The organism is candidate division WOR-3 bacterium (assembly GCA_039804025.1).
In the GTDB taxonomy this organism is placed as follows: Bacteria; Hydrothermota; Hydrothermia; order Hydrothermales; family JAJRUZ01; genus JBCNVI01.
This window is the reverse complement of record JBDRZP010000001.1, coordinates 154857-172823: the sequence shown is the minus strand read 5'-3', so window position 1 is coordinate 172823 and position 17967 is coordinate 154857. Positions and strand designations below refer to the sequence as shown.

The following is a 17967-nucleotide window of genomic DNA, read 5'->3' as shown; positions in this document are numbered from 1 at the left end:
TTTCTTTTGTGTTACAATTAAAGGAAAAGGTTTAAAGGTTCAATTCCCCAAAAGATTATTAAGTATGAAAATAATGAAAAAATATAGAGTTGATTATAAAACTAAAGTGTGTGATTTATATACATATTAGAATAACAATTGTTCTTTATATAATTAATCAAGAAACGGGATATTTCGCACCCTAAAGGGTGCGGCTACAATAAAATTATGGAATTGTAGGAATAAATGTTAAAAAGATTTTCAAAAAAACTGGTAGGCGCAGGCTTTAGCCTGCGAAAAGTTGGAATCAATATTTTTGCTACCATAAAATTATGGAATCAAGGGAATAAATTTTTAAAAAAATTTCAAATAAGAATATTACCATAAAATTATGGAATCTTTGCTACTCCAAAAATTAAGGGTGGAGGAGATATGAGGGACGATAGAAACAATATTTTAAAAATTTTAGTATTTTACACCTTAAAAGATTTAGCTTCCTACTGAAGCGAAATATTTCTTTTCTGACCCAAAAAGAGCAGAGTAGGGTGAAAAATTTTAAAGAGATATTAATTATTATCAAATTTTTTTAAAAAATAGGGTACCAGGAGATAGTGAAAGGGTCAAAAAATTCAGGTTGTGAATATCAGTGAATGAGGTACAATAATTAAAGTGCTCTTTAATGAATTTTGTAAGAAAAAAATTAAAATCTCTTTTTGTCACTTCTATTCTATTGATTATTTTTCAAAAACTTATATTAAAGAACTTTATAAATCTTAAATATTTTTGAATAATAAAAGATATTTAAAACTATGTAGCTAACCTATTCAATATTATTCCTGAAACAATTAAAATTAGACCAAAAAAGGTGCTTATCAAAATTTTCTCCCTGAGTATTAAGTTGATAAAAAATAAAGATAGAAAAGGAGATAAATAAATTATGTTTGATGTAAGGGCAATATTTTTTGATTTCTTTAAGGCTTTTAACCATATTAAAAATGTTATACCCATTTCAAATAAACCAATATAAATTGAACCTAAAAGACCTTTAAAATTTATTATTTTTAAAGAACCTGTTAAAAATTGTGTTATTAGAATATAAATAAATCCAAAAAAGAAATTTAAACTCAATTTCTCAACCTCTTCTCTTTTATCCTTTAAATTAAAAATCCAGTATAGAGCAAATATAAAAGAACTTGATATTGCAAGAAAAACTCCCAATGGTTCCTGAATTTTTATTTTAAAAATATTACCTTCAGTTGATATAATAAAAACTCCTGTAAAACTTATTAATAAGGATAAAATATTAATTTTTTTAATTTTACTTTTAAGAATTAAAGCAGAAAAGATTGATAGAACAATAGGCCAGGTATAATTTAAGGGCTGTGCTATCTGAGCCTTTAAAAGGGAATAAGCCCTAAATAAAATTAAATAATAAAGATAAGGATTCAAAAAACCAAGAAAAAGGGAATTTAAAATTTCCTTTTTTGACCTGATAGTAAAAATTTTTTTGTTTTTAAATAAAGTTATTAAAGAAAGAATTAAAAATGAAGTAAGAGAGGAATAGAAAAGCATATTTCTGAAATCTAAGTATCTTAATGTTAATTTAAAAGCAGTGGCAACAGTGGACCAGAAAAGTGTTGTTAAAAGTGCTAAAATTAATCCCTCATCCATTTTTTATAAAATTCATTAAATAAATTAACATTTTTAAAAAAATTTTTTTTATCATATTTTCTTAGATATAAAAGTAAATTGTAAGTTGAAACTTCTTTCTGAATTTCACCATTTTTTTCTATTTCTTTTATTAATTCTTTTACACTTTCTTCAAGTATGGTTCTTTTTTGTGTTTTGTTTATATAAAATCTTATAAACCTAAAAGCCTTTAATAAGTTGAACCATAAATAGAAATCTTTCACAAAGTTTTTAAAATGTTTTGTCTTATTTCTAATAATTTGAATTCTCTTTTTTATTTTTTCTCTTAATAGGTAAGCTTTTAATAAATCTGGAAGCTCATCAATATTTTTATCTCCCTTAACAAAAAATTTTAACTCTTTTAATTCCCTGAAAGGCTCAAAAGGGAGGGAATAATAAAATTTCTCTTTCCCTTCTATAAAATCTTTTAGGGCTTTCCCTGTTCCAAAAGGAACCCTTTCTGAAATTCTTGCTTGTGGATAAACTGTTGTATCTATTATCTCTGTAAATTTAATATGTGGAAGTATTTTTTGAACGAAGTAGAAATCTTCTCCTGCTTTTCTTTTTGCTTTAAATCCACCAAATCTTGCATATGTATCTGCTCTTATTGCAAGACATGAACCTATTGTATAGGATACATAAGGGTAATCAGCAAAAATTAAAGAATTTTTATAAAACCTTAAAAAAAGTTCATAATAAATAATTCCTGTTTTTAATTTTTCATCTTCTATATCGTGAAGAGGATGTTCAAAATAGATATGTGCAAACTCAGTTTCATAATCTGAAAAAGTTTTTATCACTTCGTCAAAATAGTTTTCCTTTACAGTGCAATCTGCATCAAGAGTGGCTAAAATTCCTTTTTCTTTTTTTATAAACTCATATCTTCTTATAGCTTCGTCACAGGATATCTTTCTTGCATTTCCGATTCCAAACTTTTTTCGTGGGATATTATTTACATAGAGAGGATGAATTTTAAAATTTTCTTCTTCCAATTCTTTCTTCTTTTTGTTTAAGAATTTTATTATTAATTTATGTTTTTCTTTAACTTCTTCTTTTTCATCTTCAGGTTCATTAACTAAAAATATTAATTCAATTTTAAATTCTTTCTTATAAGCTTTAATCAATGAATTTAATAATCTTTCCAGATTTCCTATATCTTCATTATAAACAGGAATTGAGACAATTATATCAATATCTTTAATTGTTTTTTCTTTAATTAGAGGAATGCTGGAAGAGAATCTTTCTAAATAGTATTCAAGGATCAAAGGTGATTTAAAACTTCTTCCACATGACCTTCAACTTTAACATTATAAAAGGTTTTTTTGATTTTTCCCATTTCATCTATTATAAAAGTTGACCTTATTATACCTGTTTTCTTTTTTCCATACATAATTTTTTCCCCGTATGCACCATATTTTTTTGCTACTTCATACTCAGGGTCAGAAAGTAGAGGAAATTGTAAACCGTATTTTTCTTTAAATTTTTTATGTGATTTTATACTGTCAGGACTTACACCAAGGATAATTGCTCCTTTTTCTTTTATTTTATTAATGTTATCTCTGAAACTGCATGCTTCTTTTGTGCAACCAGGGGTATCATCCTTCGGATAAAAGTAAAGGACAATTTTTTTGCCTTTATAATCTTTAAGGGAGAATTCTCTTTCTTCTCCCTTTTCGTCAATTCCTTTTAAAGTAAATTCTGGTGCTTTAAGTCCTTCTTTTAACATTTTTTTCCTCCTTTATAAGATATTTTTTATTTTTCTTTTTTAATCCTTCCCAGGTTTCAAAGGCTCTTCTTAAGTGAGGTATAGTTATTGAGCCTCCTACAATAAGTCCAACACTTAGTGCTTCTACAAGCTCTTCATCCTTAACCTTTTCCTCTTTACATCTAATAAGATGATAGGTTATGCAATCATCACATCTTAAAACAAGTGATGCTACAAGACCGAGTAATTCTTTAAATTTTCTTGGTAATGCTCCTTCTTCATAAACTCTACTATCCAGATTAAAAAATCTTTTTATTTCAAGATTTGACTTTTTAAAAATTAAATCATTCAGTTTTTTTCTTTCCCTTATAAATTTATCAATTTTTTTCATAGTTTAATTTTATACTATTTTAAAGTTATTTCACAAAATAAAATCTTTTATAAATTTGATTTGTTTTTCACTATAATCTCTAATTTTTTCTTTAAATTCAAACTTTTTTTTCTCCTTTATAATTTCTTCTATGTAATTTGATAAATAATTAAGCTTATCTAAAACAAGACCTGAATCAGTTTCTTTTATAAAATTTGCATTACCCTGTTCCTGACCTGGTAAGGGATTTATTGCTATTAATGGTTTTAAGAGGTAATTACTTTCTGCTACTGTGCTACCCCCTGGTTTTGATATAATAATAAAAGCATCCTTCATTAATTCATAGATTCTATCGGTGTAACCGATAATTTCAATATGATCAAGTTTTTTTTCCTCTTTTACTTTTAATAATTTATTTTTTAGTTTTTCATTTGTTCCGCATATATAGATTTCTTTTATTTTAAAATTTTTAAGGATTTTAAAAATTTCAAGTATTGGTCCTGCTCCCCTTCCACCTCCCATAATAAGTATATAATCTTTCTTTAATTCAGTAATATTTCTAAAACCTCTTCTTACAGGATAACCGAGAACCTCATAATTTCCCTTTAGTCCAGTTTTCTTTTCTATTTCCTTTTTAGTAAATTCAGAGGGTATCCATAAAAGGTCATAATTATTTATAAGCCATGCTTTATGAATTTCTCCGAAGTCAGTTATTACTGATATGATTTGAAATTTTTTGATAGATTTTAGTTCATTAAGAACAGGAACAAAAAAGGGATGGGTACAGAATATTATATCAGGTTTTGTATTTTCAACAATTTTCTTCAATGTATCCTGTAAAAAGAAGTTCTGTATTTTTAAGAATTTTTCATATTTTTCATCATTTGAGAGATAATAAAAAAATTTCCATAAGGAGGGTAAATTTGAGAGAAAATAGTATATTTTATCAGAAATTGAGTAAGGGAATTTACTTAATTTAAGAGCGTCAATTAAAGGGACTTCTTCTCCTTTTATATCCTCAATAAGTTCTTTTATAGATATACCTGCAATTTTATGACCTGCACCAGTTGATGAAACGAGAATTATTATTTTTTTCAAGTTTAATTATTATATTTTTTGTATAAGTTTAAAAAACTAAGTGGAAAAGTTTTTTGTCTTAATGTTTTTTTGTTGGGAATTATATGCTCTAAATTATTTTCCTTCAAAAAAGTGAATGCTTCTTGTTTTTTTCCTTTTGCGAGAAGATAGATGAAGTATAATTGTGGATATTCTTTTTCGCTGCCATTTATTTTCTTAATGAAACTATCCAAATTACCATAATACAGATGGAACATATAAACATAAATTGGGGTAAGATTGGCTATTTTTGCAATTTCATCAGATTTTTTTGCAAACAAAAAGGCTTTTTGTTTTTTTCCTAACATAACATAAAGATTGGATAGTGCTCCCAAAGCTATACTTTCCCAATAAGGAAATCCAGAAAGCCGAAAATTTTTTAAAGCTTTTTTAAGATAATTTAAGGAGATTTCAAAATTTTGTTTTAACATTTCAATCTGACCCAGTCGCAGAAGACAACAACCTTCTGAAAATAAATCATTTTCATCAGTAAATTCTAATGATTTAAGAAAGTATATTTCCGAGAGTTTATAATCTTTTTCCTTGAAATAAATCCAACCGATATTGTAAAGATTTGTTGATATGGAGTATTTTTTCTTGAATTTTTTAGCTAATTTAAGTGCTTTTTTGTAGCTATAAAGTCCTTTTTCATTCTGTCCGGTCATATCATAATAAATGCCCCATAATTCAAGGTAGTTTATTTTTTCTTCAATATTCATTTTAAATTTTTTTAATTTATTTAAAACTAATTTCATCTTATTATATTGATTACTCCAGTCATAAAGTTGAGCGAGTCCAAAAAAAGCGTTTTTTTGAAAGATTTTATTTTTTAAAAGATCTAAAAATATTTCTTCTGCATCATAATAATCTGCCATTCTTGTTAGATAAAAGCCGTTTAATAACATACCAATATTCCTTTTTTGTTCATCTTTCTCCAACAATAAATTATTAATTATTGTAGAAATATCATTGAGTAGACCTTGATCAGATAGATTTGAATATGTATTAAGCCAGTAAGGTAATGCCTTATAGATTTTTTTACCTTCTGTGAGGTGGTAAGCAATTTCGTATGAGGTTCTCTTTTCTCCAATAAATACTTCCCCAATCATTCTGTGATATTTTATTTTTTTACTTTCAGTTAATGTTTCTAATATTGCTTCCTGAATTAATCTATGTCTGAATATACATATTGGGTCTGATAATGTTATTATACCCTGTTTGTATGCTTCTTTTAAATCAATGTTTTGTTTTTTTATAATTTTTTTCAAAGTTATCAAAGAAAATTCCCTCCCCATGCAGGATCCTATTTCTAATGGCTTTTTTATTTTCTCTGATAGATTATTAAATTGAGATAATATAATAGATTGAATACTGAAAGGAATGGTTTTTATATCAGAAGAAATTGAAAAAAAATTTTCTTTTTTGATGATATTTTTTTTAATGTTTGTATCTTTAAGAATCTGTTCAAAATAGAAAGGGTTCCCCTGTGTGTGTTCTATAAGAAAACTGAGTAGTTTTTTGTCCGGAGGCAGACCAAATATACTTTCAAAAAGTTTAATTAAAGAAGATTTTGATAAATTTTTGAGTAAGATTTTTTGAATTTTGAGTCCATTAATAAATTTTTCACCATCAGGTCTTGAGGAAGCAATAATGGTAAAGGGTAAAGGTGTTAATTCTTTCAGTAATGAAAAGGAAGCATCATCAAGCCATTGAAGGTCATCAATAAATATAATAAGATTATTCCTTGTTTTCAAGAGTATTCTTAGTAAATCAAGAACTTTGTTAAAGGAAAGTTTTATTGAGCCTTCCAGATATTTCTTCAGTTCTGGTACTTCACCTTCTGGAAAATGTTTGAATATTTCTTTAATAAAAAATAGTGGTGGTGCTAAGGGGGGTAGTCCAATTTCAATAATATTATTATCCTTTATTTTTTTTCTTATTTCATACAGCATTCGAGATTTGCCAGTTCCTGCATCACCTATAAAACAAAAACTCTTTCTTTTATTCAAAAGAAGTGTTGCTTGTTTTATTTCTTTTTTTCTTCCGACGAATTTATTGGGAAATAGGGAATGTTCAAATATATAAGAGATTCTTTCACTTGGTCGGAACACATTTACTTTTTCAAATTTACCTTTTAACTTTATTGCTCCAATATTAACAATATGATATTTACCACGCAGTGTTTTTTCAATTTCTTCAGAAAAGTATATACCATTATCAGGAGCAATTGAACACAAACGAGCTGCTATGTTTACTTTATCGCCTATTACTGCAAATTCCCTAAATTTTTTTGTTTTTATTTCTGCAGTAAAAACAATACCTGCAGAAATACCCATTCTTATTTTATAATCTTTAAAAGCATTTTTTAGAGTATTGAATGTATCAACCATAATTTCTGCTTCTCTCCCTGTAGAGATTGGAAAACCTGAGATAAGAAGAGCTCTGAAACTTTTTTTAGAAGGTATCCACTTAAGAATTTTTATTTTTTCTTTTTGGTATCTTAAGAAATCAGTTATCTTATGCACTAATAAAAAATCCTGAGGAACTTCAAGAAAGGCAACAAAGAGAGGACTATGTGCAGCTCTTTTACTCAATACTTTTGACTTTATTTGAATATCTGGAATTGAAGATTCCCTTATTTTGTTTGCCATTGAAACAATTCTTACTTCACCCGCAGGTGTGTTTTCCTCAAGCAGGTCAAGATCATAAATAGCTTTCCCTGAAATAAGCAAATCACTAAATTTATCAGAAATTTCAATCAACTTGCCTGAAACATATCCCTTGGTTGCAACAAATCGAGTTTTTAGTTGAGCTTTTTTTAATGTCTTTAAATTTAAAAGTTTATAGCCTAAATCTCTTATTTTTTGTTCCTCAATGTAAGATGGAAATATTGCATAATAAGCATCACCTGCCAACTTGAAAATAATTCCATTATAATTTAATATTTCTTCTTCTGCTTCTTTAAAAAATCTGGTAATTATATTAAATAATTCCTCTGTCCCTTCTTTACCTTTTTTAGCGAGTTCTTCGCTCAAGGAAGTAAATCCACCGATATCCTGAATTGCAATCCAGTAATTTCCCTTAATTGTATTCATTCTAATAAATTATAAAAAAAATTATACTTTAATTGCTTTTGATATATTTCGCTTTTATAATTCCAATATGGAAATATTTGTAATAGGATTTACATTGCTTGCAGGAGTTTTAACTTATTTTGCATGGAGTAATGGCAGATGGATGAAAGAAATGATAAGCAAACAAAATGAAATGCTAAATAAACAGAATGAAATTTTAAATAAACATACTGAAATATTAAACAAGCAGACTGAGATGTTAGAAAAAATAAGTGAGATGCTTTATAAAATGGACGAGACTTTAAGGGTTATGGAAAAGAATGCAGAGGAAAGACATAAGGAAGTATTGGAAATTATAAGACATTTGAAATAAAGAGTCAAAACCACTAAACTTGATAAATTAAATCTATATATGGTATTATTTAAAAAACCCTTCTTTTTGGGGAGAGGGTTTTAAATTTTCCGTCCCCCGGGTTCAGAAAAAAATCCCTCTCCCCCTTTTATTTTAAAATTTAGTTTATGTATAATTTTAGACTATGGGAACAGAAATAATTTCAGTAGGGCATTATGTACCGCCCTTTATACTTTCAAACTTTGACCTGGAAAAGATTGTTGAGACTTCAGATGAGTGGATTACAGAGAGGACCGGGATAAAAGAGAGAAGAATAGCAGAACCAGGAATTGCTACAAGTGACCTTGCTAAAGAAGCGGCATTAAAAGCACTTTCTAAAGCTGGTATTTCTCCTGAAAAAATTGAAGCAATAATTGTTGCCACTGCTACTCCTGATACCTATGTAGTTTCAACAGCCTGTCATACACAGGATAAATTGGGAGCAAAGAATGCTTTTGCCTTTGACATCTGGGCAGCCTGTCCTGGTTTTATTTATGGTCTCAAATTGGCAAAAGGTCTTATAAATAGTGGAGAAATTAATAATTGTCTTGTAATTGGAGCTGAAACTCTATCAAGATTTCTTGACTGGGAAGATAGATCAACCTGTGTTTTATTTGGAGACGGTGCAGGAGCAGTATTAGTAACAAATTCAAATTCAAAGGATAAAATTATTGATGTGTTTCTTGGTTCTGATGGTTCTTTAAAAGACCTTCTTATTATGCCTGCAGGGGGTTCTTTAAAGCCCTTTTCACCTGAAGTTTTTGAAAAGAGAGAATGCTTTATAAAAATGAAAGGTAAAGAAGTTTTTAAAAATGCAGTTTTAAAAATGGAAGAAGCCGTTGATATTATTCTTAAAAGGAACAAAATTAAACCTGAAGAAATTGATTTTTTTGTTCCCCATCAAGCAAATATAAGAATTATTGAAGCTTTGAGAGAAAGGTTAAATATGCCAAAAGAAAAGGTATATGTGAATATTGATAAATATGGTAATACTTCAGCTGCTTCAATTCCCATAGCTCTCTCTGAAATGGAAGAAAAAAATATTCTTAAAAAGGGAGATTTAGTTCTTCTCGTTAGTTTTGGAGCAGGTTTTACCTGGGGTTCTGCTTTGATAGAATGGTAAAAGCTATTTTCTTTACAGGTCAGGGCTCTCAGTTTGTTGGTATGGGTAAAGATTTATATGAGAAAAATGGAATATTTAAAAAAGTTATAGATGAAGCTGAAAAAATCCTTGATTTTCCTTTAAAAAAAATTATGTTTGAAGGTCCTGAGGAAGTGCTTACACAAACAGAAATTGCTCAACCAGCTATACTTGCACTTGGAATAGGAAAATTTGAAATTTATAAGGAAGAAAAAGGATTAGATGATATAGCTTATGCACTTGGACATTCACTCGGAGAATTTGGAGCACTTTATGCTTCTTCTGTTTTAAATTTTGAAAGTGTAATAAGACTTGTTAAGATAAGGGGAAAACTTATGCAGGAAGCAGGAGAAAAAACAAGAGGAACAATGGGGGTAGCTCTTGGAATGAAAAAGGAGGAAGTTGTTGAAATAATTAAAGAAATAGATGATCAGAATCTTGTTATAGCAAATCATAATACAGAAGAGCAGTATATAGTTTCAGGACCTGTTTCAAGTGTAGAGAAATTTTTAGAACTTGCAAAAAAGAGAAATTACAAAAAAGTTTTAAAATTAAATGTTTCAGGAGCATTCCATTCACCTTTAATGAAAGATGCTGCAATTGAATTTGAAAAATACATTGAAAGGGAAGAATTTAAAAAACCCTTATTTAAGATTATTCAAAATTCAACTGGAAAGGCAAGCAATGACCCGGAAGAAATAAAAGAAAATTTAAAAAAACAGATTTTATCACCTGTTTTGTTTATTGATTCAGTTTTATTCTTAAAAAAGGAAGGGGTAAAAGAAGGGATAGAATTTGGTCCAAAACCTGTTTTAAAGGGACTTATCGAGAAGATTGAGAAAGCTTTTTCTGTAGAATTTTTTTAATGGAAAAAGAGTTTATACTTTTAATTTTTTTTCTTCTTTTTTTATCCTTTTTATGTTCTGGATTTGAAACAGCCTTTGTTTCCCTTGATATTGATAAAATTTTTTTAGCTTCATCAAAATATGCAAGAAAAGTATTTTTAAAAAAACCAAGAGAAATTTTAAATACTATTTTACTTTTAAATAACTTAGTTAATGTTTCTATAGCAATTTTATTTACAGGATATTTTAGTCTTGAAGTTTCAATGTGGGAGGCAATTTTTTCAGGAGCTTTTTTTTCTTTTCTTCTAATAATAATAGTTGGTGAATTTTTACCTAAATATTTAGCTTCTAAATTCTCTTTTAATTTTATAAGAATTTTTCATCCAATAATCTTTATTTTTTACTTAATTTTTTCCCCTTTTATTAACCTTTTAACAAAAATTTATAACAAATTTTTGAAAGGTGAATTTCAATCTAAAAGGGATGAACTTTTATGGCTTATTTTTCTTAAAGAAAGAAAAGGTATAATTCCACCAGAGATAGGAAGAAGCCTTAAGTCATCTCTTTATTTCAGCGAAAAAGAAGTTATAGAAGTTTTGAAACCAAGAACAGAACTATTTGCAATTAACATTAATGAGCCTTTAGAAAGCATTAAAAAAACAGTTTATAGTATTGAATATAAAAAAATTCCTGTTTATAAAGATAATGTTGATAATATAATAGGTTACCTTTTAAAGAAAGATATACTGAATTCCTTAGCTAAAGAAGAACTTTTACAAAAAGTAAATAAAATTTTATTTTTTGCTGAAAATACAAAAATTGAAATGGCTCTAAAAAAAATGAAGGAAAATAATATTCATATCGCAATTGTTGTAGATGAATATGGTGTGATAAAAGGTTTCTTTACAATAGAGGATATTATTTTTGAACTGCTTGGTGAATTTCATGAATTTGAAAAAGAAATAGTTGTTGATGGAAAAACAAGAATAGATGATTTAAAAGAAGTTTACGGAATTATTTTTCCAGAAGGACCTTACGAAACAATTGCAGGTTTTCTGATAGAACTTAAAGGTGATTTTCCCGAAGAAAATGAAATTCTTGAGTTTAGTGATTATAAATTTCAAATAATATCAAGAGATGAAAAAAGTATAAAAAAAGTTAAAATTTTTAGATAGATTTAACTTACCTTTAAAACAATTTTTCCAAATGCTTTTCTTTCCTCTAACATTCTATGTGCTTTAATGATTTCTTCAAGTGGCAAAACTTCGTAAATAACTGGTTTTATTTTTCCCATATTAACAAGTTGAAGTCCATCAAGAAGATCCTTTCTTCTTCCCATAGTTGAACCTATTAAACTTATTTGTTTAAAAAATATATACCTTAAATCGATGTTTGCATTAGCTCCAGAGGTTGCACCACATGTTACTATTTTTCCTCCCCATTTTACAATTCTAAAAAGGGAAGGTAAAAATTCCTTTCCTGTGTGATCAAATATGCAATCTATTGTTCTACCTTTAAGTTTTTTTTCCCAATCATTTTCTGAATAGTTAATAACTTCGTCAACACCAATTTTTTTTGCTCTTTCAAGTTTTTCTTTTTTACTTGATGTTGCGATTACATAAACATTGAGAGCTTTTAAAATCTGAATTAACATAACACTTACCCCACTACCTGCCGCCATAACAAGTGCTGTTTGATAGGGTTTTATTTTACTTTTTTTAACCATATGCATTGCTGTTAATAAAGTAAGAGGTAAAGAAGATGCTTCTTCAAAGCTTAAATCAGATGGAAAAGGAAAAATTAACTCTTTTTTCACAACAATGAATTCAGCATTTCCGCCCCAGATGTTTTCTCCGAGTATTTTATATTCCTTACATAAATTTTCTTTTCCTGATATACATTTATCACAAACACCACAGAAAGTGGCAGGATAAAGAATTACTTTGTCGCCTTTTTTAAATAAGCTTTCTTCCCCCTTTATATCTTCAATTATTCCAGCTATATCAGAACCAAGGATATGGGGAAACTGGATTTTTAAATTTGGGAGTCCCTTTCTAACCCATAAATCAAGATGGTTTAAACTAACAGCCTTAACCCTAACTTTTACATATCCCTCTTTTAATTCAGGTTCTTTCAATTCCCCAATTTTTATAACCTCAGGACCACCATGAGATTCTATGTAAGCAGCTTTCATCTATAAATTCTTTTTGGCCTTATAAACATTCCATGAACCTTTTCGGGTGTATTCAAGAGAATTTATAATTTTTTTTACTGAATATAATCCAAGTCCTCTTCCTCTTTTTATTATTTCTTTCCATTCTATTTTATTATTACTATCAAGAGGCGGCTTTTCTCCTTTATCCATTATTTCAATTTTTATGTAGTTTTTGAATTTACAGATCTTAATTTTAATTTCTCCTCCTTTGCCTTTGTATCCGTATTCTTCAGTATTTGAAACAAGTTCATCAATTACATATACAAGCTGGTGGGAGAGATTATTATCAAAATTTCTTTTTAAAATTCTGTATATTTTATCTCTGAACTTATCCCTTTCTTTGAGCGGAAGCATAATAATATCCTTGAAGAGAACTGTTCCAGGAGACATTAAAAGAATTATAAATTTAAGTCTTGAAAAAAATCAAATAAAAGAGTATATATAAAAATAAGTTAATCGAACGCTATGCGAATATTTTCTCATATAATTTTGTCCGGTATTAATTCATATTTGAATTTCATAAATTCTAAAATTTTTTTCTTTTCAAGGGTTCAAGTCCCTTTTTATTTTGAGAAAAGGAGGATTAGGTAATGTCCAAAAAGTCTAATAAATTCCCAGTAAGACCACTTGCAGATAGAGTTGTTATTAAAAGAATCGAAGAGGAAGAGGAAAAATCTCCGGCTGGTATAATTATACCTGATACAGCCAAAGAGAAACCGCAGAAAGGTGAGGTTATGGCAGTTGGTCCAGGAAGGCTTGATGATAATGGAAATAGGCTTCCAATGGAGGTTAAAGTTGGAGATAAGGTTTTATTTTCTAAATATGCAGGAACAGAAGTAAAAATTCAGGGAGAAGAATATTTAATAATGAGAGAGGATGATATCCTTGCAATAATTGAAAAAACTGAATAAAAAAGGAGGTAAAAAAATGGCAGCAAAAGATATTCGCTATAATGAAGAAGCGAGAAGGAAACTTTTAAGAGGTGTAGAAATTCTTGCTAAAGCTGTAAAGGTCACACTGGGTCCAAAAGGTAGAAATGTAATTCTTGAAAAAAAATTTGGAACTCCACAGGTGACAAAGGATGGTGTAACAGTTGCCAAGGAAATTGAACTTAAAGACCCCTTTGAAAATATAGGTGCTCAGCTTGTTAGAGAAGTGGCTTCAAAAACAAGTGATGTAGCAGGAGATGGAACCACTACCGCAACTGTTCTTGCTGAATACATTTTTAAAGAGGGTCTTAAAATGATGGCTACTGGTGCAAATCCAATGGAAGTCAGAAAGGGTATTGAAAAGGCTGTAAATACTGTTGTGGAAGAATTGAAGAAAATTTCAAAAGAAGTAAAAGATAGAAGGGAAATTGAACAGGTAGGTACTATCTCAGCTAATAATGATGAAGAAATAGGTAAAAAACTTGCTGATGCAATGGAAAAAGTGGGAAAGGATGGAGTAATTACTGTTGAGGAAGCAAAAGGAATTGAGACTTATGTAGAATTTGTAGAGGGAATGCAGTTTGATAGAGGATATATTTCACCTTACTTTGTTACCAATCCTGATAAAATGGAATGTGTTCTTGAAGATCCCTATATTCTAATTCATGACAAAAAGATTTCCTCTTTAAAGGATATCCTTCCTGTTCTTGAAAAAGTGGCACAGAGTGGAAGACCACTCCTTGTTATTGGTGAGGAAGTTGAGGGTGAAGCCCTTGCGACACTTGTTGTAAACAAGTTAAGAGGGACATTACTATCCTGTGCTGTAAAAGCACCTGGTTATGGTGAAAGAAGAAAGGCAATGCTTGAAGATATTGCGATTCTTACAGGGGGACAGGTGATTTCAGAAGAAAAGGGATTAAAGCTTGAAAACGCAAGACTTGATGACCTTGGAAGGGCTAAAAAAGTTATAGTTGATAAGGATAATACTACCATAATTGAAGGTGCAGGAAAAAAAGAAGATATTCAGGCAAGAATTAAACAGATTAAAAAGCAGATTGAGGAAACAAAGAGTGATTATGACAGGGAAAAACTTCAGGAAAGACTTGCAAAACTTGCTGGTGGTGTTGCGATAATATATGTTGGTGCTGCTACAGAAGCTGAAATGAAGGAGAAAAAAGCAAGAGTTGAAGATGCAATGCATGCTACAAAAGCTGCTGTTGAAGAAGGAATTGTTCCTGGTGGTGGAGTCGCTTATTTAAGATGCATTCCTGCTTTAGAAAAACTTGAAGCCACCCTTGATGGCGATCAAAAACTCGGTGTCCAGATTGTAAAGAAAGCCTTAAGAGAACCTACAAGATGGATTGCTGAAAATGCTGGATATGAAGGAACTCTTATTGTTGAAGAAATTTTAAGGAGAGGCGGAAATATAGGGTTTGATGCAAGGGATGGACAGCTTAAAGACATGTTTGAAGCTGGAATTATTGATCCTACAAAAGTTACAAGAATTGCCCTTCAGAATGCTGCATCTGTTGCTGCACTCCTTTTAACCACTGAGGCTCTTGTTACTGAAATAAAAGAAGAAAAGAAAGATTCAGGAGTTCCAACACCACCTATGGATGAATACTGATTAAAAAAAGGGGGAGGGGTTTAAATGAAAAAATATACCCTCCCCCTTTTATTTTATAATATAATTTAAAAAGGAGGTAAAATATGCCTATATATGAATATAAGTGTGAAACATGTGAAAAAAGTTTTGAAGAACTTGTTTTACCAGGAGAAAAAGAGCCTGAGAAATGCCCTGAATGCGGAACTAAGACTTTAAGAAAAGTATGGAGAGGAAGTGTAGGTTTAATTTTTAAAGGTTCTGGTTTTTATATAACTGATTACGCAAGGAAGAATAGTGGGGGTAAAAAAGAAGGAGAGAAAGAAAAAGAAAGTAAAGGTAATTCCTGTTGTTCCGGTGGAAGCTGTTCTTGTGAGTGATGAAAAGAAAGAAAGTAAAAGTTAAAGATATAGAGTTTGGAGATGATAGATTAGTTTTTATAGGTGGACCCTGTGTTATTGAAGATGAAAATTCAACTTTAAGGACCGCAGAAAAGATAAAAAAAATAACCGAAAAACTTTCCATTCCTTTTGTATTTAAATCCTCATATTTAAAAGATAATAGATCCAGTGAACTTTCCTATCAGGGTCCTGGTCTTGAAAAGGGTTTGAAAATTCTTGAAAAAGTTAAAAAAGAATTTGATGTTCCTGTTCTCTCAGATATCCATACACCTCAGGAAGTGGATATAGCAAAGGAAGTTCTTGATATTTTGCAGCTTCCTGCTTTCCTTTCTATGCAAACTTCTTTAACCCTTGCACTTGCTAAGACAGGTAAAACTATAAATGTTAAAAAAGGACAATTTCTTTCTCCTACTGATATTAAAAAAGTTGTTGAAAAAATTGTAAGACAAGGAAATGAAAATATTTTATTAACTGAAAGGGGGACTTTTTTTGGCTATCATAATTTGATAGTTGATTTTCGTTCTTTCCAGATAATGGCTGAAAATGGCTATCCATTAATTTTTGATGCAGGTCATTCAGTTAGGAATTATGGAATCCCCTCATCTGATCCCAAGGGCGGTGATAGGAAATTCATACCCCTTTTAGTAAGGACAGGTCTTTCTTCTGGGTTTGTTGATGCACTTTTTCTTGAAGTTCATGAGGACCCTGAATGTGCTAAATGTGATGCTTCTACCCAGTGGCCCTTAAGTAAATTAGAAGATTTGCTTTTAATGGCAAAAGAGTCTTTTATAAAAGGTAAAGAGTTAATTAAAAAATATAATTTTTAATTTTGTTAAGTTTTTTTCAATTTACAGGTATCAATACGGAAAAGGAGCCACAGGGGACAGAATCCGATTAAACCGGTAATTAGAGGAATAATTCCAATCAATCCCCAAAGTGTTTTAAAAATGATGCCAATTAAAATTATTAAAATACCCAAAATAATTCTTACTGTTTTATCTAAACCACAAACATTCTTTTTCATATTTTTTAATATTTTTTTAAGGATTTGAACCTGTATTTAATATTATAATATAGTTTTCTTAAAATTTTCAAATGCAAAAAGTAAATCCCTTTGAAATAAGTTTCGAAAGCGAAAAGAGATTAAATAAATTTTTTTTTATTTTTAAGAAAATTTTTAATACCGATTATAGGGTTATAAATATTTATGAAGTTTTGAGTTATTCTCTCGGTTGGAGAATATTTCCCTTGATAAGGGATGAATTATTATCAGAAAGATGCAATGATAAAAGCTATTTAAATATTTTTAACAAAATAAAGGAAAGGGAAAAATTTTTGAAATATAAGCTTTTTTTAAGAATTTTTAAGTTTACGGTTTTATTTTTTATTTTTCTTATTTTAAGAAAAAAAAGGAAAGCAAAGGTATTAACTACTTTTTATTTAAAAGATATTGATTTTTTGTATTACACTCAATCCTTTAAATTTTTTCTTAAAAAAAGGGATTCCTTTTATTTTCCTAAATATTCTTTTTTTTTAAAATCTTCTTTTAATCTTTATTTAGATTCAAGGAAATTTTTAAAAAAACTATTTTTTAAATTACCATCAACCTTAAGAGAAAAATACAGAGAGATTTTTACATACTATCTTTTTTACAGGATTCCCTTTCTTTTCTCTTATTTATGTTATTTAGAAAGAGAACTGAAAAATTATGAATATTTTATAAGTCACGAAAATGTAACTAAATTTATGATAATTTTAAAAAAATTTTTTAATAAATCTTTTACACTTCAACATGGTCATGTTTGGAAAAAGGGTAGTGTTCCAATGGGTGAGTTTGGCTTTTTTATTAAAAATAAAGATAATTTCTTCCTTTGGGGTGAGGAATTTAAGAAAAGATTTTTAGAGAGAAATATAGATAAAGAGTGTACTTTTGTAACAGGTTCTCCCTTTCATGTTTCGCTTTTTAAAAGAGAAAAAAAATATGAAAAAGAAAAGGGCAGAATACTTTATATTACCCAGCAAGCAAAAGGGATGGAAGATGAACTTATTTATCTGTTTTCTACTTTTCTTGAAGGTTATAAAAGAGCACTTGAAGTTAAAAAAGATTTGTTCCTTGTTATAAAGGCAAGAAAAAGAGAAAATTTAAAGATTTATAAAGAATTACTCAAAAAATTTAAATTAAAAAATTATTTTATTTTAACTACTAACTTATGGGATGAGATAGAAAAAGCAGAAATTGTTTTTTCTTCCTATTCAACTGCAATTTATGAGGCTCTTTTTTTAAATAACTACATTTTCTGTATCTTTCCCAGAAATTTAACTTTTCCTTTCCCATATGATTTATTCAAAATCCCCTTTTCTACTGATCCTGAGGAAATAAAAAATTACATAATTAATCCCTATCCTATTAATAATGATAAAAATATTTTAAAAAAATTTTTTGATAATCTTTTAGAACCTGATTCGGTTTTTGTGAAAATTAAAGATATTATAAAGTAAAATTAAAGAA

At 28.8% G+C, this 17967-nt stretch carries 18 protein-coding genes; 9 read left to right on the top strand and 9 right to left on the bottom strand.

What is annotated here, in order from left to right:
• Positions 1 to 786: 786 nt before the first annotated feature.
• From ABIN73_00825 to ABIN73_00800, 6 genes are read right to left on the bottom strand one after another with little or no spacing between them, the layout of a single operon-like run.
• Positions 787 to 1650 (bottom strand): DMT family transporter, encoded by an 864-nt coding sequence (locus ABIN73_00825; GenBank protein ID MEO0268271.1) that lies wholly within the window; start codon positions 1648 to 1650, stop codon positions 787 to 789.
• On the bottom strand, positions 1635 to 2933 hold the full coding sequence (locus tag ABIN73_00820) for a glycosyltransferase (GenBank protein ID MEO0268270.1): 1299 nt from the start codon (positions 2931 to 2933) through the stop codon (positions 1635 to 1637). The genes ABIN73_00825 and ABIN73_00820 overlap by 16 nt, the downstream gene beginning before the upstream one ends.
• Complete coding sequence (bcp, locus tag ABIN73_00815; GenBank protein MEO0268269.1) at positions 2930 to 3394, bottom strand: thioredoxin-dependent thiol peroxidase; 465 nt, start codon at positions 3392 to 3394, stop codon at positions 2930 to 2932. Before bcp ends, ABIN73_00820 begins: the two co-directional genes overlap by 4 nt.
• On the bottom strand, positions 3375 to 3764 hold the full coding sequence (locus tag ABIN73_00810; protein MEO0268268.1) for a carboxymuconolactone decarboxylase family protein: 390 nt from the start codon (positions 3762 to 3764) through the stop codon (positions 3375 to 3377). Before ABIN73_00810 ends, bcp begins: the two co-directional genes overlap by 20 nt.
• 30 nt (positions 3765 to 3794) lie before the next feature.
• Positions 3795 to 4841: a glycosyltransferase gene (locus tag ABIN73_00805; GenBank protein ID MEO0268267.1), complete on the bottom strand. Its 1047-nt coding sequence runs from the start codon at positions 4839 to 4841 to the stop codon at positions 3795 to 3797.
• A 2-nt stretch (positions 4842 to 4843) separates the two neighbouring features.
• Positions 4844 to 7954 (bottom strand): adenylate/guanylate cyclase domain-containing protein, encoded by a 3111-nt coding sequence (locus tag ABIN73_00800; protein ID MEO0268266.1) that lies wholly within the window; start codon positions 7952 to 7954, stop codon positions 4844 to 4846.
• A 67-nt stretch (positions 7955 to 8021) separates the two neighbouring features.
• Between ABIN73_00800 and ABIN73_00795 the strand changes: the two genes are divergently transcribed.
• From ABIN73_00795 to ABIN73_00780, 4 genes are all read left to right on the top strand, one after another.
• Positions 8022 to 8306, top strand: a complete 285-nt coding sequence (locus ABIN73_00795) for a hypothetical protein (protein MEO0268265.1) — start codon at positions 8022 to 8024, stop codon at positions 8304 to 8306.
• A gap of 163 nt (positions 8307 to 8469) precedes the next feature.
• Positions 8470 to 9447 (top strand): beta-ketoacyl-ACP synthase III, encoded by a 978-nt coding sequence (locus ABIN73_00790; GenBank protein ID MEO0268264.1) that lies wholly within the window; start codon positions 8470 to 8472, stop codon positions 9445 to 9447.
• Positions 9441 to 10331, top strand: coding sequence for an ACP S-malonyltransferase (fabD, locus tag ABIN73_00785; protein MEO0268263.1), 891 nt, complete (start codon positions 9441 to 9443; stop codon positions 10329 to 10331). The genes ABIN73_00790 and fabD overlap by 7 nt, the downstream gene beginning before the upstream one ends.
• The gene (locus ABIN73_00780) at positions 10331 to 11485 is read left to right on the top strand and encodes a hemolysin family protein (protein MEO0268262.1); all 1155 of its coding nucleotides are present in this window, start codon (positions 10331 to 10333) and stop codon (positions 11483 to 11485) included. Before fabD ends, ABIN73_00780 begins: the two co-directional genes overlap by 1 nt.
• Positions 11486 to 11487: 2 nt before the next feature.
• Here ABIN73_00780 and ABIN73_00775 read toward each other — a convergent pair whose 3' ends face one another.
• Positions 11488 to 12504, bottom strand: a complete 1017-nt coding sequence (locus ABIN73_00775) for a zinc-binding dehydrogenase (GenBank protein MEO0268261.1) — start codon at positions 12502 to 12504, stop codon at positions 11488 to 11490.
• A complete protein-coding gene (locus tag ABIN73_00770) occupies positions 12505 to 12915 on the bottom strand; it encodes an ATP-binding protein (protein ID MEO0268260.1) in 411 nt (136 codons plus the stop codon).
• Positions 12916 to 13115: 200 nt separating this feature from the next.
• Between ABIN73_00770 and groES the strand changes: the two genes are divergently transcribed.
• From groES to kdsA, 4 genes are all read left to right on the top strand, one after another.
• Entirely contained in the window at positions 13116 to 13436 is a 321-nt protein-coding gene (groES, locus tag ABIN73_00765; GenBank protein ID MEO0268259.1) for a co-chaperone GroES, read from the top strand.
• A 16-nt stretch (positions 13437 to 13452) separates the two neighbouring features.
• Positions 13453 to 15081, top strand: coding sequence for a chaperonin GroEL (gene groL / locus ABIN73_00760; protein MEO0268258.1), 1629 nt, complete (start codon positions 13453 to 13455; stop codon positions 15079 to 15081).
• Between the two features lie 83 nt (positions 15082 to 15164).
• Entirely contained in the window at positions 15165 to 15437 is a 273-nt protein-coding gene (locus ABIN73_00755; GenBank protein ID MEO0268257.1) for a zinc ribbon domain-containing protein, read from the top strand.
• A complete protein-coding gene (gene kdsA / locus ABIN73_00750) occupies positions 15437 to 16285 on the top strand; it encodes a 3-deoxy-8-phosphooctulonate synthase (protein ID MEO0268256.1) in 849 nt (282 codons plus the stop codon). The genes ABIN73_00755 and kdsA overlap by 1 nt, the downstream gene beginning before the upstream one ends.
• A 5-nt stretch (positions 16286 to 16290) precedes the next feature.
• Here kdsA and ABIN73_00745 read toward each other — a convergent pair whose 3' ends face one another.
• Positions 16291 to 16482 (bottom strand): DUF2892 domain-containing protein, encoded by a 192-nt coding sequence (locus ABIN73_00745; protein MEO0268255.1) that lies wholly within the window; start codon positions 16480 to 16482, stop codon positions 16291 to 16293.
• A gap of 71 nt (positions 16483 to 16553) precedes the next feature.
• On the opposite strand from ABIN73_00745, the gene ABIN73_00740 reads away from it, so the two are divergent.
• Entirely contained in the window at positions 16554 to 17957 is a 1404-nt protein-coding gene (locus tag ABIN73_00740; protein MEO0268254.1) for a hypothetical protein, read from the top strand.
• Positions 17958 to 17967: the final 10 nt, after the last annotated feature.

What these genes read in the sequence shown, in the direction of transcription:
- ABIN73_00800 (MEO0268266.1), bottom strand. Translation starts at nt 7,954, where the DNA reads ATGAATACAATTAAGGGAAATTACTGGATTGCAATTCAGGATATCGGT.
- ABIN73_00740 (MEO0268254.1), top strand. Translation starts at nt 16,554, where the DNA reads ATGCAAAAAGTAAATCCCTTTGAAATAAGTTTCGAAAGCGAAAAGAGA.
- ABIN73_00775 (MEO0268261.1), bottom strand. Translation starts at nt 12,504, where the DNA reads ATGAAAGCTGCTTACATAGAATCTCATGGTGGTCCTGAGGTTATAAAA.
- ABIN73_00795 (MEO0268265.1), top strand. Translation starts at nt 8,022, where the DNA reads ATGGAAATATTTGTAATAGGATTTACATTGCTTGCAGGAGTTTTAACT.
- ABIN73_00790 (MEO0268264.1), top strand. Translation starts at nt 8,470, where the DNA reads ATGGGAACAGAAATAATTTCAGTAGGGCATTATGTACCGCCCTTTATA.
- ABIN73_00825 (MEO0268271.1), bottom strand. Translation starts at nt 1,650, where the DNA reads ATGGATGAGGGATTAATTTTAGCACTTTTAACAACACTTTTCTGGTCC.
- bcp (MEO0268269.1), bottom strand. Translation starts at nt 3,394, where the DNA reads ATGTTAAAAGAAGGACTTAAAGCACCAGAATTTACTTTAAAAGGAATT.
- groES (MEO0268259.1), top strand. Translation starts at nt 13,116, where the DNA reads ATGTCCAAAAAGTCTAATAAATTCCCAGTAAGACCACTTGCAGATAGA.
- groL (MEO0268258.1), top strand. Translation starts at nt 13,453, where the DNA reads ATGGCAGCAAAAGATATTCGCTATAATGAAGAAGCGAGAAGGAAACTT.
- ABIN73_00755 (MEO0268257.1), top strand. Translation starts at nt 15,165, where the DNA reads ATGCCTATATATGAATATAAGTGTGAAACATGTGAAAAAAGTTTTGAA.
- ABIN73_00780 (MEO0268262.1), top strand. Translation starts at nt 10,331, where the DNA reads ATGGAAAAAGAGTTTATACTTTTAATTTTTTTTCTTCTTTTTTTATCC.
- ABIN73_00810 (MEO0268268.1), bottom strand. Translation starts at nt 3,764, where the DNA reads ATGAAAAAAATTGATAAATTTATAAGGGAAAGAAAAAAACTGAATGAT.
- ABIN73_00745 (MEO0268255.1), bottom strand. Translation starts at nt 16,482, where the DNA reads ATGAAAAAGAATGTTTGTGGTTTAGATAAAACAGTAAGAATTATTTTG.
- ABIN73_00770 (MEO0268260.1), bottom strand. Translation starts at nt 12,915, where the DNA reads ATGTCTCCTGGAACAGTTCTCTTCAAGGATATTATTATGCTTCCGCTC.
- fabD (MEO0268263.1), top strand. Translation starts at nt 9,441, where the DNA reads ATGGTAAAAGCTATTTTCTTTACAGGTCAGGGCTCTCAGTTTGTTGGT.
- kdsA (MEO0268256.1), top strand. Translation starts at nt 15,437, where the DNA reads ATGAAAAGAAAGAAAGTAAAAGTTAAAGATATAGAGTTTGGAGATGAT.